This window comes from Prosthecobacter sp. (genome assembly GCF_034366625.1).
Classification (GTDB): domain Bacteria; phylum Verrucomicrobiota; class Verrucomicrobiia; order Verrucomicrobiales; family Verrucomicrobiaceae; genus Prosthecobacter.
On the sequence record NZ_JAXMIH010000005.1, the window covers coordinates 253508 to 269751 of the forward strand.

The 16244-nt window shown below is 60.5% G+C and carries 12 protein-coding genes; 9 read left to right on the plus strand and 3 right to left on the minus strand.

All coding sequences use genetic code 11. The features are described 5' to 3' along the window. Positions 1-71: 71 nt before the first annotated feature. A complete protein-coding gene (locus tag U1A53_RS02050; protein WP_322278692.1) occupies positions 72-1694 on the minus strand; it encodes a gamma-glutamyltransferase family protein in 1623 nt (540 codons plus the stop codon). Between the two features lie 69 nt (positions 1695-1763). On the opposite strand from U1A53_RS02050, the gene U1A53_RS02055 reads away from it, so the two are divergent. From U1A53_RS02055 to U1A53_RS02095, 9 genes are all read left to right on the plus strand, one after another. Then, on the plus strand, positions 1764-3269 hold the full coding sequence (locus U1A53_RS02055) for a hypothetical protein (protein WP_322278693.1): 1506 nt from the start codon (positions 1764-1766) through the stop codon (positions 3267-3269). Further along, a complete protein-coding gene (locus U1A53_RS02060; protein ID WP_322278694.1) occupies positions 3266-3418 on the plus strand; it encodes a hypothetical protein in 153 nt (50 codons plus the stop codon). Before U1A53_RS02055 ends, U1A53_RS02060 begins: the two co-directional genes overlap by 4 nt. A gap of 49 nt (positions 3419-3467) precedes the next feature. Beyond that, on the plus strand, positions 3468-5921 hold the full coding sequence (locus tag U1A53_RS02065) for a cytochrome c (protein ID WP_322278695.1): 2454 nt from the start codon (positions 3468-3470) through the stop codon (positions 5919-5921). A gap of 6 nt (positions 5922-5927) precedes the next feature. After that, positions 5928-6692, plus strand: coding sequence for a ThuA domain-containing protein (locus U1A53_RS02070; RefSeq protein WP_322278696.1), 765 nt, complete (start codon positions 5928-5930; stop codon positions 6690-6692). 62 nt (positions 6693-6754) lie between these two features. Beyond that, positions 6755-7696 (plus strand): prolyl oligopeptidase family serine peptidase, encoded by a 942-nt coding sequence (locus tag U1A53_RS02075; RefSeq protein ID WP_322278697.1) that lies wholly within the window; start codon positions 6755-6757, stop codon positions 7694-7696. A 66-nt stretch (positions 7697-7762) separates the two neighbouring features. Then, on the plus strand, positions 7763-8569 hold the full coding sequence (locus U1A53_RS02080; RefSeq protein ID WP_322278698.1) for an SDR family NAD(P)-dependent oxidoreductase: 807 nt from the start codon (positions 7763-7765) through the stop codon (positions 8567-8569). Positions 8570-8574: 5 nt separating this feature from the next. Then, positions 8575-9435 carry a fumarylacetoacetate hydrolase family protein gene (locus U1A53_RS02085; RefSeq protein WP_322278699.1) on the plus strand — a complete coding sequence of 287 codons (861 nt, stop codon included), beginning with the start codon at positions 8575-8577 and terminating at the stop codon, positions 9433-9435. A 96-nt stretch (positions 9436-9531) separates the two neighbouring features. Further along, positions 9532-10491: an aldo/keto reductase gene (locus U1A53_RS02090; RefSeq protein WP_322278700.1), complete on the plus strand. Its 960-nt coding sequence runs from the start codon at positions 9532-9534 to the stop codon at positions 10489-10491. Then, entirely contained in the window at positions 10488-11744 is a 1257-nt protein-coding gene (locus tag U1A53_RS02095; protein ID WP_322278701.1) for an MFS transporter, read from the plus strand. The genes U1A53_RS02090 and U1A53_RS02095 overlap by 4 nt, the downstream gene beginning before the upstream one ends. Here the strand turns inward: U1A53_RS02095 and U1A53_RS02100 are convergent. Together U1A53_RS02100 and U1A53_RS02105 are read right to left on the minus strand one after the other, a co-directional pair. Beyond that, positions 11734-15702: a LamG-like jellyroll fold domain-containing protein gene (locus U1A53_RS02100; protein WP_322278702.1), complete on the minus strand. Its 3969-nt coding sequence runs from the start codon at positions 15700-15702 to the stop codon at positions 11734-11736. The genes U1A53_RS02095 and U1A53_RS02100 overlap by 11 nt on opposite strands. A gap of 40 nt (positions 15703-15742) precedes the next feature. Continuing rightward, the gene (locus U1A53_RS02105; RefSeq protein ID WP_322278703.1) at positions 15743-16144 is read right to left on the minus strand and encodes a GxxExxY protein; all 402 of its coding nucleotides are present in this window, start codon (positions 16142-16144) and stop codon (positions 15743-15745) included. Between the last annotated feature and the right edge of the window lie 100 nt (positions 16145-16244).

The following is a 16244-nucleotide window of genomic DNA, read 5'->3' on the forward strand; positions in this document are numbered from 1 at the left end:
CGACGCGCCGATCTCAAATCGGCCACCGCCGCCTCGCGGACACTGGCTAGAAAGCCTATGCTACACGAGTCTCACGGCATCCCGGCGACCCACTTGCCATTTTCATGCGCCACACCGCTCAGCGTCGCGCTACCGCCGGTTTTGACTTGGTAGCCGAGTTTCGCCAGCGCTCCGGTTTCAGTCGCAGGCCATGCTTTCTGAAATTCGAGAGCCTTCGTGCCCTCCGTATGAAGGCGCGGTGCTGCAAGCGCGGCGGTGAATGATTTCTTCTCGATGATGTATTGCGTGAGGAACTCCAGTATCGCGTTCGGAATCTTCCGACCGCCGCGTCCTCCGATAGCGACGACGGGGCGGCCGTTTTGCGTGATGACACACGGCACCATGTTGTGCAGTGGCCGTTTACCGGGGCCGGGAGCGTTCGGATGATCGGGACGCGGATCGAAGCGCGACATGCCGTGGCCGAGCGTGAGGCCCAAACCCTCGACCGTGACCTGCGCACCGAAGCCGTTGCCATGCGTGAGCGTCAGCGCGGCGATGTTGCCGTGCTTGTCGCAGGCGCTGAAGTTCAGCGTGCCCCCTTGAGTCTTTGTGTCGATCCCATGATCGATGATGCGACCTGCTTTGACCTCAGTGAGGATTTTTTCGGCGCATTCGGCAGCGTAGTCATCCGAAAGCAGTTTCTCTTGCGGGACCGAAACGAACTCAGGATCACCCAGCAGCGTGAGCCGGTCCCGCCACGCGAGCCGCATCGCCTCAATGCGCGCGTGCGTGCGCTGCAAGCCGATGGGCATCTCATCCCACTTCATCGCTTTCAAGATCGCGAGCATTTGCAGCACCGTGAAGCCCCCGCTGGTCAGCGGCGCGGTGTGGATCGTGTGCTCGTCCCAGTTCATCTTCAATGGCTCAACAACACGCGCGTGATAAGCCGCCATGTCCTTCGCGGTCACGAGTCCGCCGTTCTTCGCAAATGCATCCGCGATGTGCTGCGCGATGTCACCACGATAAAACGGCTCGATGGAGTTCGCCTGCGCGAGCGTCGTGAGCACTTCGGCGAGTTCCGGGTTCTTCCATACCGCGCCCGCCGTTGGAGCGCTGCCGCCGGGCAGGTAGAGCTTCGCCGAGCCGGGATCTTTTTTGAAAGCCGCCGCTGTTCTCGCAAAATTCGCCGCCAGCGAAGCAGGCAACGCAAAACCATCGCGTGTCAGCTTGACCGCAGGCTGCAACACCTCGCTGAACGGCATCGTGCCAAACTGATCGAGCGCGAGCTTCAGCCCCGCGATGACTCCAGGCACGCCGGTCGCGAGCCAGCCGTGATCATTCTTGCTGCCAGGCACGCGACCCTTCGCATCCGGCTTGAAAATGCCCGCTGTGAAGGCCGCCGGAGCCGTTGAGTTCGCGTCAATCGCCGCGATGCGCTTCCCGCCATCCATCGCGAAGACGCCATGCGCCCCATAGCCGCCGATCCCCGTCTGATGCGGCTGCGTCACCGCCCCGGCAAGCGCTGTGGCGACGAGCGCATCCACTGCATTGCCGCCTTGCGCCAAGATCATCGCGCCAATGCCTTCGACGACCGGTTCGCCGATGACGTAGCCGAGTTCACTCACGGGGCGCAGGTCCGCCCGAACCCACGGCGCAACAAACGACGCACCGGTACTGACGAGAAAACGACGACGGGTGATGGCGGATGGTTTCATGGTGCTGGCAGATAGAACGTTTGGAGAAAGCCTGCTTCGCAACGTTTTGTCTCCAATAACCACTCTCACATGTCTCTGATCCGCTCCCTCCTCGCCGGCTCCTGCGCGCTTCTGTTCACCGCGTCAACCCTTCACGCCGAACTCCGCGCTGGTGTGGCGAGGATCGACATCACGGATCGGACGGGACCGGTGAACGATCCGTGTTTCGCCAAGGCGCTCGTGTTGAAGAGCGGAGAAACGACCGCGGTGCTCATCACCGTAGATGCGGTGGCAATTGGGGAGATCGGACGGATTGGTAATGGCTTCCTGGCAACGGTGCGTGGGCAGTTGGAGAAAGAGGCAGGCATTTCGCCATCGAGCGTGGTCATCAATGCGAGTCATTGCCATGGCATCATCCGCGCAGACACCGCTCAGCTTGTCGTGCAGGTAGTGAAAGAAGCGGCGAAGAAGCTCTTGCCAGTCAAAGTCGGCTCCGGCAGCAGTTTGGAGAACCGCATCAGTGAAAATCGTCGAATCAAGATGAAGGACGGCAGCGAAGTGGACATGCGGCGGGCTTACTCGATGCCCCGCGATGAAGATGTGGCAGGCGTGGGACCGATTGATCCGCAGATCGGCCTGCTGCGGCTGGATCGTGAAGACGGATCGGTGCTGGCAGTGATTTACAACTTTGCGTGTCATCCGATCATGAATCCGCCGCACAAAGGCAGCTCGGCGGACTTTCCCGGTTATGCCTCGAAGACCATTGAAGAGGCACTCGGCGGCGGAGCGATGGCGTTTTTCATTCAAGGCTGCGGTGGTGACATCAACCCGGTGCGCTACAAAGAAGTCAACAACCCTGCCAGTGCGGAACCGCTGGGAACGATGCTCGGTGCCAGCGTTCTGGCCACCGCACGTCAGATCAAGACCGCCGACGATTCCACGCTCAAAGTGAGCAATGCGACGATTTCGCTGCCACGAGCCGCCGATTACGAAAAGCGCATCGCCACCATCGAAACCGAACAAAAAAAACTCCTCGCGGCGCTCAAGCCAACCAACATCAATTTCAAATCCTTCCTGCCGCTGCTCATCCAGCACAAGCTCTGGCCTGATTTTCCCTCGCACCATTCGCAAAGCTACCTGCACGACCAATCGCTCGAGCGGAAGGCCATTTCGCAGCTCGACGCCGACAATCGCGCGAGCGTCGAAGCGTATCTGCAAAATCTCACGGTGATGGAACAGCTCACGCGGCTGAACACGAACCTCGCCCTACTCAAAAGGCATCTCGCCGAAACCAAGGCCGCCGCCAAGCCCACGCTCGATGTCGAAATCTGCGGCCTGCGCATTGGCGACTTCAAACTCGTGACCTTTCCCGGTGAACTCACCGTCCAGATCGGACTCAACATCAAGAAGGCCGCGCAAGACGCGAACGCCTTCGTCGCCGGTTACACGAACGGCTACATCTACTACACACCGACCGTTGAGCAGCGCACGAACACCGGCTACGCTCAGGAGGATTGTGACACACTCGTGGCACCGGAGTGGCAGAAGATCTTCGAGACCAAGGCGCTGGAGGTGTTGCAGAATCTCGCCCGATGAAAACCCATCTCCTCATCTTCTCCATTGTTCTTGGGTCCGTGTGCCTCCAAGCCGCAGACCCCGCCAAAAAGCCTGTCTATCCACCGCAGCCCTGGGCAGCATGGGTGGAGACTGATTTCCCGTTCTTCTCCTCGATCCTCGATCCTTGATGCGCGACGCGCAGGAGTCAGCGAGCACAATCTCACGTCGCGCGGGATCGTGCTGAACCTGGGCCATGAATGCTGGGTGTGCTTTGACACCGACCTCCTGCGCATCGCCGCCGTCTGGCGCGGCAAAGGCGTGACGGACAAGGCGCTGGCACCAGGATCGTATCTCGATGCGGGGCGTAAGACGCCGGGCGGACAGTTTCCGGCACCACAACCGGATGGAAAGCAGTGGATCGCCAACGGCATCTATCCGGGCTGGCAAACAGGAGACCGGATTGGCCGTGATGATCCGCGTGAACCAGCACCCAGCGTGGAGGAGGTTGGTCGCGGGCCGTTGCCGGAGGCAATGGGTCGGTTCAAAGCCGTGCGTCTCGTGCCGGAAGGCGTGGTGCTCGCATACGATGTGGCAAGTGTCGAAGTGAGCGAGTTCTGGGTCGTATCAAATCATGATTCGCATCCGTTGATCGAACGACATATGAGTGTTGGCGCCTCCACCAAGCCGCTGCTGCTGGTGCTGGGCGCGAAGTCGAACGGGCCATCACAGGAGATCGAGACGGGTGTCACGGTGACGGGAGGAAACGCCGAGATCGTGCCGGACGAGACATTGTGGATTGTGCGCGTGCCGGCACATGATGCCGCCTTGTCGTTTTGCATCTCCTTATGCGATGAACACGACGCGCCCTCGGTGACTCCGCGTGCGATTCCAAGTGAGACGCCGAAACCACGCTGGCCGCAGGAGGCGATATCAAAGATCAAGCCATCGACCGCCAAGGACGTGTATGTCGTCGATCACATCGAGCTGCCCGCCGACAACCCATGGAAGCGTGCGCTGCGGCTCGGCGACATCCAGTTCCTCAAAGACGGCACGGGCGTGGGCATCACCGTGGATGGCGATGTGTGGCTGATCCGCGGCCTGCACGAGATGAATGGCCCCGTGCGTTGGAAGCGCTTCGCCTCCGGCCTGCACGAGCCGATGACGTGTGCGATCCGTGACGAGCAAATCTTTGTCTTCGACCGCAACGGCATCTGGAAACTGCGCGACACGAATGGCGATGGCGAGGCGGACGTGCATGAACTGTTCTCCAATGCCTTCGCGCAGACGGCGGACATGCGCGAGTTCCCGAGCACGCTGCGGCTCGCGCCCGGCGGCGAGTTTGTCATCGCGAAGGGCGGGCAGGAGGCCACGACGCTTGGCAAACACAATGGCAGCGTCTTGCGCATCTCCGCCGATGGCAAAAAAGCGAGCGTGCTCGGTTATGGCTTCCGCCAGCCGAGCATCGGCGTGAATTTGCGCACGGGTCTCGTCACCTCGAGCGATCAGGAGGGGCAATACATTCCGAGCACGCCGCTGCACATCGTGCGCGATCATCAGTTCTACGGCTTCCTCAGCGACAAGTTGCCCAAGGAAAAGTATCCCGCACCCATCGCCGAGCCGCTTGTGTGGATGCCGCATGCGGTGAACTCCTCCGCCATGTCGCAGGTGTGGCTGTTCGATGCAAAGCTGGGCGCGCTGAACGATTCGATGGTTCAAATCTGCTTCAACAAGCCGGAACTGCTGCGCGTGATCATGAACGAGCGCGGCACCAAGCTGCAGGCCAGCGTGGTGAGCATCACGGATGAGTTCGACTTTCCGCCGCTCAATGGCTCGGTGAATCCGGCGGACGGGCAGCTCTACCTCGCCGGCTTCCAGGTCATCGGCTGGGGCAACACACTCGACACACTCGCCGGCCTCTGCCGCGTGCGTTACACCGGTGCGCCGAGCCTGCTGCCGCGCGAGATCGTGCCGATGGATCAAGGCGTGCTCCTGCGCTTCGACGTGGCCGTTGATCCGAAAAAAGCCGCCGATCCAGCCAGTTACTCGCTCGCCACGTGGGGTTACAAGCGCGCTCACACCTACGGTTCCGCGCAATACAAGGCCGACGGCAGCACCGGCATCGACTGGCTCACGCCAAGCAGCGCGTATGTGAGCACGGATGGCCGCAGCGTGTTCGTCGGCGTGCCAGGGATGAAACCGGTGATGCAATTGCGCATTGGCTGGTCGCTCGCGAGCGCGGACGGAGCCGCGATGGAGCAGAACGCCTACACGACGCCACATGAACTCGTGAAGTTCGACGCGAAGGCGGAAGGTTATGGCGACATCACCGTCGATCTCACGCCACGCACTGCTGTGGCACAAGCTGCGGGACCGATCACCATCGAAGAAGGCCGCCGCCTCTCGCAGATGCTCGGCTGCGTCGCCTGCCATTCGGTGAAGGACCAGGATTTCTTCCACATCGGCCCGAAGTGGAAGGGTCTGTTCGGCACACAGCGTGACTACCTCACCGAGAAAAAGGCAAAAGGCACCATCGCCGCCGATGAGGCATACCTTCGCGAGTCCATCCTGCAACCCAACGCCAAACGGCACACCTCCTTCACCAAGTCCGAATACGCCATGCCCAGTTACGCGGGCGTGATCACGGATACGCAGCTCGAATCGCTCGTGCTTTACATCAAGTCACTCAAATAACCGTTCATGAACACACTCCGCCGTCTCCTCCTCACCACGCTGCTGATCGCCGCGAGCTTTGCGCCCGCCCAGGCCGCCAATCTCGTTCTCATGATCGGCGAGGACGAATATCTCACCTGGGAAACGCTGCCCTTCTTTGCTGAGAAGGAGTTAAAACCGCTCGGTCATCACGTCACGATCATCCACGCCGATGCCGCCGACAAAAATCACTTCCCCGGCCTCATCGAAGCCCTGCGCGATGCCGATCTGCTCCTTGTCAGCGTGCGACGCCGCACGCCACGGAAGGAAGAACTCGACGCCGTGCGCGCCTTCCTCGCCGCGGGCAGGCCATTGATCGGCATCCGCACCGCGAGCCATGCGTTTGCGCTGCGTCCAAATGACAAGGTCACCGATCCGAAACTCGACCACTGGCAGGATTTTGATCCCGCAGTGCTCGGCGGCAATTACAGCAATCACCATCGTGGCGAAGACAAGACCATCGTTGCTCTGGCACCGGGGGCGGAGGCGCACGCCATTCTGAAGAGCATCACCATCACCGAACTCATCGGCCACGGCACGCTGTACAAGAACACCCCGCTCGCCACCGACGCCACGCCGCTGCTCATCGGCACCATTCCAAACCAGCCCGCCGAACCCGTCGCGTGGACTCATCGCTTCGGTCCGAAACAGGCCAAGATCTTCTACACATCATTCGGTCATCCCGATGATTTCAAAGACGCTGCATTTCGACGCCTGCTGCTCAATGCCATCGCATGGGCGCTCGCCAAATGATCTGGGTTTTACAGCAACTCTCACACTGAACGGACGTTCTTGGAGGACACCCAGCCACCACCATGAAAACATTGCTCACCATCTCCCTGTGCTCGGTCAGTCTGCTCGCCATAGCGCAAGACAAAGGCATCAACCCCGAACGCCTGATGTCCAAGGACGCGAATAAGGACGGCAAATTGTCCAAAGAGGAGCTGGGCGACAAGTTCTGGCAGCGTGCCGCAGGACAGGATGCGAATGGCGATGGCGTGCTCGATCCGACAGAGATCGCCGCGATGCAGGGAAAAAAGGGACGCAAGGGAGAGGACCAGACACGTCCAGGTGGCTCGAACGCGGCGTTTCAAGTGCGTGAGTTCAAGGGAACCAACGGCCAGACGCTGCGCTACAGCTTGTTTGTTCCAGCGCAGAAAACCGATGCGCCGCTGCCGCTCGTGCTCTGTCTCCATGGCTCGGGTGGCAACACCGCTGCAGCGAACGTGCTCGCGGCTCCCGAGATGCAGGCAAAGCATCCGTGCATCGTGATCGCTCCGGCCTGTGATGGCAAATCGACGCGCTGGGTGGAAGGCGGGTTTCGCATCAAGGACAAGGAGGTGCGCGCGGTCATGCCAGAGCTGATGGAAATGCTCGACGCAGTCATGGATGAGTTCAAAGCGGACCCGGCGCGTATCTACCTGACGGGTCAGTCGCTAGGCGGCGTGGGTTCGTGGGGGCTGATCGCCAATCATCCGGGAAAATTTGCCGCCGCCGTGCCAGTGTGCGGTTTTTGGGATCCTGCGGAAGCCGCGAAGATGAACGGTGTCGCGATCTGGGCTTTTCACGGCGCCGATGATCCGACCGTGCCGGTGAGCGGATCGCGCGACATGATCGCCGCCTTGAAGAAGGCCGCGGTCACACCCGAACCGAAGTACACCGAGTTCCCCGGCGTGGGCCACGGCAGTTGGGTGCAGACGTATGAGACGGCGGAGCTGTGGGAGTGGCTCTTCGCGCAGCGGAAAGCGAAGCCCTGAGGCGTCGCCTTGCACAGCGCGACATGCTCGCCATAGAAACGGGCTCAACCATCCCACGGCACCAGCATGCGACTCCAAGACCAGGTCATTCTCATCACCGGCAGCACCACCGGCATCGGCGAATTCATGGCGCGGCGATTTGTGATGGAGGGCGCGAAAGTCATCCTGCATGGCCGCGATGCGGCACGTGGTGAAGCGTTGAGAAAAGAACTCGGCACGGACAAGGCGGCGTTTTGCCAAGGGAGCCTCGAAGATCCGGCCTATCCCGAAAAGCTGGCCGCCGATGCAATTGTAGCCTTCGGCAAGGTCGATGCGCTGGTGAACAACGCGGCGTTGACGAATCGAGCGAAGATTGACGAGACGGATGCGACCATGTTTGACCGCATCATCGCGGTGAATGCGCGTGCGCCGATGCTGCTCATCCGTGCGTTGCTGCCGGAGCTGAAGAAAAATCAGGGCGTCGTGCTGAACATCGGTTCCGTGCTCGCGCACTGCGGTCAGGCCAATTTACTCGCCTATTCGATGTCGAAGGGCGCTTTGATGACGATGACACGCAATCTAGCCGATGCACTGGGCCAGGATCGCGTACGCGTGAACCAGCTCAATGTTGGCTGGACGCTCACGGAGAATGAATACCAGGTCAAACTCGGCGACGGACTCGGCGAAGGCTGGCCGGAGCGTCTTCCTGCTTACGCCATCCCGATGGGACGCCTCATCATGCCCGAAGACATCGCTGCGGCATGCGTTTACTGGGTTGGGCGCGAAAGTTTTCCCATCACCGGCACCGTGGCCGAGCTGGAACAGTATCCGCTCATCGGCCGCTACACCAATCACGAAGGCGATCCTCTCAAACAACAAGACCACACCAACTAACCACGATGAAACTGATCCGCTTTGGCAACCCTGGAGAAGAAAAACCCGGCCTCATCCTCGACGATGGCCGCCGCATTGATGCGTCCGCCTTTGGCAGCGACTACGATGAAAAATTCTTCGGTGGTGACGGTCTGGAGCGTCTCGCAGCTTGGGCGAAGGCCAATGCGGCTTCGGCACCGACGGTGAATGCCGCCGTGCGTCTCGGACCGTGCATCGCACGTCCGAGCAAGATCATCTGCATCGGTCTGAACTACAGCGATCACGCCAAAGAGTCCGGCATGCCGATTCCAGCGGAGCCGATCGTCTTCTTCAAGGCCACATCGGCGATTGTCGGCCCGAATGACAACGTCGTCATCCCGCGCAACTCGAAGAAGACCGACTGGGAGGTCGAGCTGGCCTTCGTGATCGGCAAAAAGGCCAGCTACGTCAGCGAAGACGACGCGATGAGCCACGTCGCTGGCTATTGCGTGCACAACGACTACAGCGAACGCGAGTGGCAGCTCGAGCGCGGCGGCCAATGGGTCAAAGGCAAGAGCTGCGACACCTTCGCGCCCATCGGCCCGTTTCTCGCGACGAGCGATGAGATCCCTGATCCGCAGAACCTGAAGCTGTGGCTCAAACTGAACGGCAAGACGATCCAGAACAGCAGTACCGCGCAAATGATCTTCGGCGTGAAGACACTGGTGAGTTATCTGAGCCAGTTCATGTCCCTGCTGCCCGGTGACATCATCACCACTGGCACCCCTCCCGGCGTCGGCCTCGGCTTCAAGCCCGATCCCCTCTTTATGAAGCCCGGCGACGTCATCGAACTCGGTGTCGAAGGACTCGGGGAACAGACGCAGACGGCGAAAGCCTTCAGTTCGTGAAGTGAATCTGTTTTAGATTCAAGACTTGCTGGACAAAAGCGCGCTCATCAGGGCATTCTCGTGAGCATGGCGGCGCAGAGCGAACCACCCAAAGCAGTGCTGCGACCGCTCGCGAGGAGTGGTATCGGCATTTCCGCCATCGCGTTCGGTGGTGGGCCGGTGTCAGGGCTGATGACAGCGGATTCAAAGCGCGAGCAGCTTGCCACGGTGGAGCGCGCGATCATCCGTGGCATCAACTGGTTTGATACGGCGGCGACGTATGGTGCCGGCCAGTCGGAGCGAAGCCTCGGCGATGCGCTGGCCGAATTGCACGCGCCGGACTCGATCCATGTGGCCACGAAGGTGCGGCTTGCAGCGGAGGATCTCGGCGACATCAAGAGCGCGGTGAAGCGATCCGTGACTGGCAGCTTGCAGCGGCTGCGGCGTGAGCGTGTGACCTTGCTGCAACTGCACAATGCCATCACGCGGGAGCGTGGTGATGCGCCGACCTCAATCACGGTGGCTGATGTGCTCGGCAAGGGTGGTGTGCTGGAGGCATTTGAGGAACTGCGTACGGAGGGCGTGATGCCGCACTTCGGCCTGACCGGACTGGGTCAGTTGGAATCCTTGCGCGAGGTGCTTCAGCAAGGCGCATGGGCCACGATCCAGGTCAATGAGCACGCCTTGATCCGCCGCGCGCCAGGACCGGACCATTTGATGACTATTTGCGCCACGCATGGGGTGGCGGTGCTGGCCATCCGCGTATTCGGCGGCGGAGCGCTTTCAGGCCAGCCACCGAGTGCACACACACTGAAGACGCCGTTCTTTCCGCTGCATCTCTACGAGCGCGATCAGGCCAATGCGCGGCAGCTCGCAAACTTTCTGCCAGAGGCAATCAGCATGCCCGAGCTGGCGATTCGCCATGTGATCGGAAACGAAAGCATCACAACGGCGATCATCGGGTTTGCCAGTCCTCAGCAGGTGGACGACGCCATCCGCTGGGCTGCGCACGGTCCATTGCCTCGTGACATCCGTGATCACATCGCCCAAATGCCTTTGCCGGAAGAAACACCATGAATACTCAAGACTCTAACACGCAGCAGTCGCGTCTCTGGCTCGCCGTGGCGGGCGGTTTTCTCGCGTGGCTGTTTGCCGGGGTGCAGATGGCGATCATGCCCGTCGCCGCTCGTGCCGCATCGCGTGAATTACTCAGTGGTGCGTTCAGCGAGCACGAGGCAGGATCGTGGTTCGCGTGGTACACCGTTGCGTTCCTGCTTGGCGGAGCACTCGGCGGCGGGCTGTTCGGCATGATGGGCGACCGTTTTGGCCGTGTGCGCGGGCTGGGCTGGAGTGTGTTGTGTTACTCGCTGTTCGCGGGGGCGGGCGCTTTTGCGCACTCGCAGCCTGAATTGCTCGTCATCCGATTTCTCGCCAGTCTCGGCATCGGCGGCGTGTGGCCGAACTGTATGTCGCTCGCCGCCGAGTCGTATCCAAACGCCTCGCGCCCGATGCTCGCGGGCGTGTTGGGCTGCGCATCGAATGTCGGCGTGGCGTTGATGGGCGCGTTTGGCCTGATGCATCCCATCAACGCCGAATCCTGGCGCGAAGTGATGATGTGGAGCGCGTTGCCGGGCGTGTTCGGATTGCTCATTCTCGCGCTGGTGCCGGAATCTGCGCGCTGGTTGCAAAGCCGTGGCGCAGCCAAAGCCAGCGTGACGCCCGTGCCACCGGTGGGAATTTTTCGTCCGCCGTTGCTGCGAAGCACACTGGCGGGCATCGCGCTCGGCACGGTGCCGCTGCTCGGTGCGTGGGGCGCGGGGAAATGGCTGTTTCCGTGGACGGATTCGTATAGCGCGCAGCTCGGCGACGGCTTCAAAGGCACCGCGCAATTTCTCTGGGGCGCTGGCGCTTCGATCGGCAGCTTTTTCGGCGGCTACCTGGCGCGGATGATGGGCCGCCGCGCCTCGTATGCGGCGATCAGCTTCGCCTCGTTCGTGGTGAACTGGAGCATCTTCCGGTTCATGACACCCGAGTCATCGGGCTTTCTGGGCATGGTTTTCCTGCTGGGTGTGGTGTCCACCGCGTTCTTCGGCTGGCTGCCGCTGTTCCTGCCGGAGCTGTTCCCCACTTCTGCCCGTGCCACCGGCTCCGGCGTCTGCTACAACTTCGGCCGCATCCTCTCCGCCGCCGGTGTGCTCGGCGCCGGAGCCATGATGCAGGCCTTCGGCGACTATTCGCGCGTCGGCATGGCCGTGAGTTTTATCTATGCCATCGGGGTCGTAATCGCGCTGCTGGCGCCCAAGGACAAGACATCGGTGCTCAAGGACTGACGCGCAGAACACCGTTCATCACCATCCAGTGGCCGGGGAAGGTGCAGAGGTAGGGGTAGTCGCCTTTCTCCTTCGGCACAGTGAAGTGGATCGTGAATGACTCCTTCGAGTTCACCATGTCAGTATAGACCAGCACATCCTTGGACTCGGGGACGTAATGCCGTGCGAGACCTTGTGGATCGCTGATCATGAGATTGGCTAGGTTGCCAATGGATTGCAGCGTGCCGGGTTTGGCGAGCATCCAGTTGTGTGGTACGACATCGGGATTTTTGAAGACGAGGCTAATTTTTTCGCCGGCTTTCGCGGTGAGTTGCTTCTGCACGTATTGCAGGCCAAGCGCGGCTTCGACGACGATTTCACGGCCACCTTCACCTTTCGCCCAAGGATTAGGTTTGCTGGCAACAGGAGCCGTCATGCCGATTTGAGCGGCGTGGTTGGTCTTCGCGATCTTGGCGTAGCCGGGGAAGTCGGTGAAGGGCTCAGCCAAAGCATGAGCGGTGAGGAAGATGTCGTGGCCGGTGCTGACGCGGAGGTGGATCTGGCTGGCGGTGACGATTTGCGGGATTTCGAGGAAGAGCGTTTTGCCACCGTCGAGCTTTTGCACGCTGCGAATCTCCAGCGGGTCGTGGCCAGGCGTGTCGGCATACTTCACGGAATACTCCGGCGAGCCATACGCGGCGCTGTAGCGGTAGTTCCAGCATTGGGCGAAGCAGGTGGTGGCATCGGCGTCCTTCACCGGTTGGTTGAAGCGGACGATCACGCCGTTGTCGCGTGCCTCGAAACCGATGGGCACGGGTTTATCGCCGCCAGTGAAGCGCACACGCTGAAAGCAGCCGTCCTTCGGCGTGTAGCTGCCCCAGCCCTGCATGCCGTTCACGTAGAGATGACCGTCGTTCGGATTGAAGCGCGCGGCTTGTGGGCCGGAGTCGAAGTTGCCGCTGATCTTCACCGCTGCGCCCTGCCAGCGGCCTTGGACGTTCTGCCGCATGACCAGCCACGCGCTGCCGCCGCCGGAGGAGAGGTGGATCAAATTGCCATCGCCTTTGAGTGAGGCCCATTTGTCGCCGGAGATGAAGGCCTGGCTGCTCGCGCTGTTGTCCTCGCCACGCGGCATGTACATGAGCACCGGTTCGGGTGGCTGGTTGTTCTTCGGGCCGCCTGCGCCGAAGTGAGAGCCTTCGTTTTTACCGAGTTCGATCTGGCAGAGGCTCGTCGCGGGTGTCCAATCGCCTTCTTGGACGCTGGTGGTGATGAATCGGCCATCTGGTGAGAGGCCGAGGCCGTTTGGATTGCGGAAGCCGGTGGCGAGGACGTGTAGCGTAGGCTTTCTAGCCTGCGATCCCTGAACAGGCTGGAAAGCCTGTTCTACGTCAATCCGACACACGCCCTGATTCCCCGACGCGAAATACCAGCGCCCCTGAGCATCCGTTTCGAGCCCCACGATGAAATCATGCCCGCCCGGCGAGGTGGTCATCGCGTTCGTGATGCACTCGTAGAAGTCGGCCTCATCATCGCCATTGAGGTCGTGCAGGCAGGTGATCTGATCGCGACCGAGGACGTAAAGCTTGTCTTTCACGACCTTCATGCCCAGCGGCTGATGCAGTCCGGTGGCGAAGCGTTTCCAGCGCACTTTCTCCAGCTTCTCGTCGATGCCTTTCACCAGCCAGACCTCGCCTGTCATCGTGGCGATAGCGGCGGTGCCATCGCTGAAGAAATCATGCGCGGTGATGAAAAACAGAGTGCCATACGGATTCTCGAACGGGATCGTGATGCGATCCGTGGCGAAGGGCGTCTGTGTGCCGAGTTCTCCTTTCGTTTCGATCCATTGCGGCCATTGGGCAGGGCCGCATGCTTTGAATACATCAAGGAAGTGTTCGGGCTTCGATGAATGGGAGGTTTGCTTCTGTCCATCAAGCACATACTCGAAGATGACCTCCTTCCCAAAGCGGTAGAACCCACGGTAAGAGCCCAGATGTTTGCGTTCATCTTTAGACTCCACCTTCCCATCCATCGTGCCGCCTCCCATGAAGCCGTGGCGGTTGTCGTTGAGCTTCACGAAGCCACCAGACCACACGACAGGAAATGAAAGTGTCTCAGGATCAAAAACTGCTGCTTTGTCATCGAAGCGAACGCATACCGCTTTCGGGATCGTCAGTCCCGCCCCTTTGAAAACCGTGCTAAACACACTGCCGAGATCGCTGGCGGCAAAGCGGCCGTCTTTCCAGGTCACCTGGTCGTTTTGATTGCCCCAGTGGCCTTGCTGGCCGCCGTCCATGCCGGGGAAGGCTGGGATGAGTTCAGGCAGCGTTTGATTCATGAACTTCAACGCCTGCTTGCCGTAGTAGTCGAAGGTGCGCTCGCGATTCACGAACTCACGCCAGTGCTGGTTGTCGTCTTTGTTGAGCGGCGGGAGGTCGGGCTTGAACTCGGCGGGTGTGGGCGCGGGCGGTGGGAGGAGCGCGTGGAGGTCGTCGAAGTCCCAGAGGCCGAGGGTGTTGTCCATGCGCAGGCGGGGTGAGTCGCCTTTGCGCGGCTTCATGACACCGCGTGAGATGCGGGCGTCGTCGATGAGGCCATCGCAACCGATCGAGTGATCAACGAGGCTGCCGAAGGCGATGCCGCCGGCCTTGGGCGTGCCTTGGAGCGGCTGCACGGGCTTTTCGAGCACCTGTTTGCCATCAATCCACAGCGTGACGTTTTGTTCATCGATGCTGGCGAGCAGGTTGTGCCACTCACCGTCGCAAACATTGACCTGCGAATCGAAGTCGCCGCCGCGTCCGGGCATGTAGAGTGCGAGCGTGCCGCGTTTCGCGTGCGTGTAGAGTTCCCAATGCGTGGCCGATGATTTGGCGTCGGAGGCGACGAGGATGTTGAAGCGCTCCTTGCCGGTGAGTTTGGCGCGGCACTCGATGGTGAGTGGCAGCGTGCGGAAGGGTTCGTTATCGAGTTGGAAATAGCTGCCCTTCAAGGCATCGCCGAATTCTTTGCTTAACGACGGCACGCCTTGGCCGATCACGGTAAGCTTGGCGGTGATCGCGGGAGCGGCAGCGGCTTGGACCTTCGCCGCATCCCAGGTGCGATACTTCGGCTTCGCGGCGGGCGGTGCGTCGTCAAGCTGAGGGATGAGCCACTTCAATCCGTCGAGATTGTCGAGCAGGCGACCTTCGGCGTCTTCGTTGGTGTGATTGAGGATGCCGATGGGGCCGCTGTAGCCGCTGGCGCGGAGGATGCGCAGCACCTTCACGTCCTCGGTGCCGACGCCGAGCGGGAGGATTTTGCGGCCTTTGGCTTCGCCGTCGATGTCCATGCCGTTGAGGTTGAGGCAGAGGAGATGCGGCTTCATGGCCTCGATGGCTTTGGGCAGGCGGTCGAGGTGGCTGTGACCGTGGTGAAGGTTGTAGATGATGCCGATGTTGTCGGCGGCGTGGTTCTTTTTGAGGTAGTCGCACACGGCGACCATGTTCTCCGGCTCGCCGCCCCAGCCGCCGTGGTTGTAGATGCCCACCTGGCTGCCAATTTTCTTCGCCTTCTCCAAAATGGGCAGCAGACCTTCGGCGGCGGATTTGATCTGCGCCTCCTGCGTTTCGCCGGCACCCTTCATCATGATCCAGATCTGAGGGTGGAGCTTGTACTTCTCAAAGAGTCGGAACGCTTCGTCATGCATGCCCCAGAAGGCGAACATCTCGATGCCGTGCTTTTGATAGGCGAGGATCTCGCGTTCGAATTCCGCCACATGCTCTGCGCGCCAATCGTAGGCGACTTTTTTGAGGCCCATCTTCGCCACCATCTCCGCACGGGCTTCGGGGGTGCGCTTCGCAGCGTCAAAAGGCACGATGCACCACGCGGCGAGGTTGGATTTGTCGAAGATGTCGGCGGCAGAGAGATGGCCTACGGAACACGCGGAATACGCGGAAAGGATCAGAAGGCAGAAGTGAGTGAGGAAGGTTTTTTGGGACATAAAATCGGTTTTCCGGGTGTTCAGTGTGTTCCGTAGGCCATCAAATCGGGCCGCAATAGCCGTCGGAGTTGAGGAAGCGTTCGATTTCGATCTTGGGGTAGTGACCGAAGTTGATGAGCAGACCGAGTTGCATGCCAGTGGCTTGGAGGTAGTTGATGATCTGGGCGCGGTGCTCGTCGGTGAGCTTGGGCACGGCTTTGAGTTCGAGGATGATTTTGCCGAAGCAGACAATATCAGGGATGAAGGTGTGTTTGAGGCGACGGCCCTTGTAGATGAGCGGAAACTGTTGCTGGGCGTCGAACGGGATGGCCTGGAGTTCCAGTTCGGCTTCAAGGCACTCCTGATAGATAGGCTCGGTGAATCCGCAGCCTTTCTGTTTATAGACTTCAAAGCAGGCACCGCGGATGCGAAAGGATTCTTCGGGGTAGATCAGATTGCTCATGAGAGTTTGGGTGGGCCTACGGAACACACGGAATACGCGGAAGGGTTCAGATGGCAGAGATGCAGGGAATTAAAACTCATCCATTCTGGATTCCGAGTAT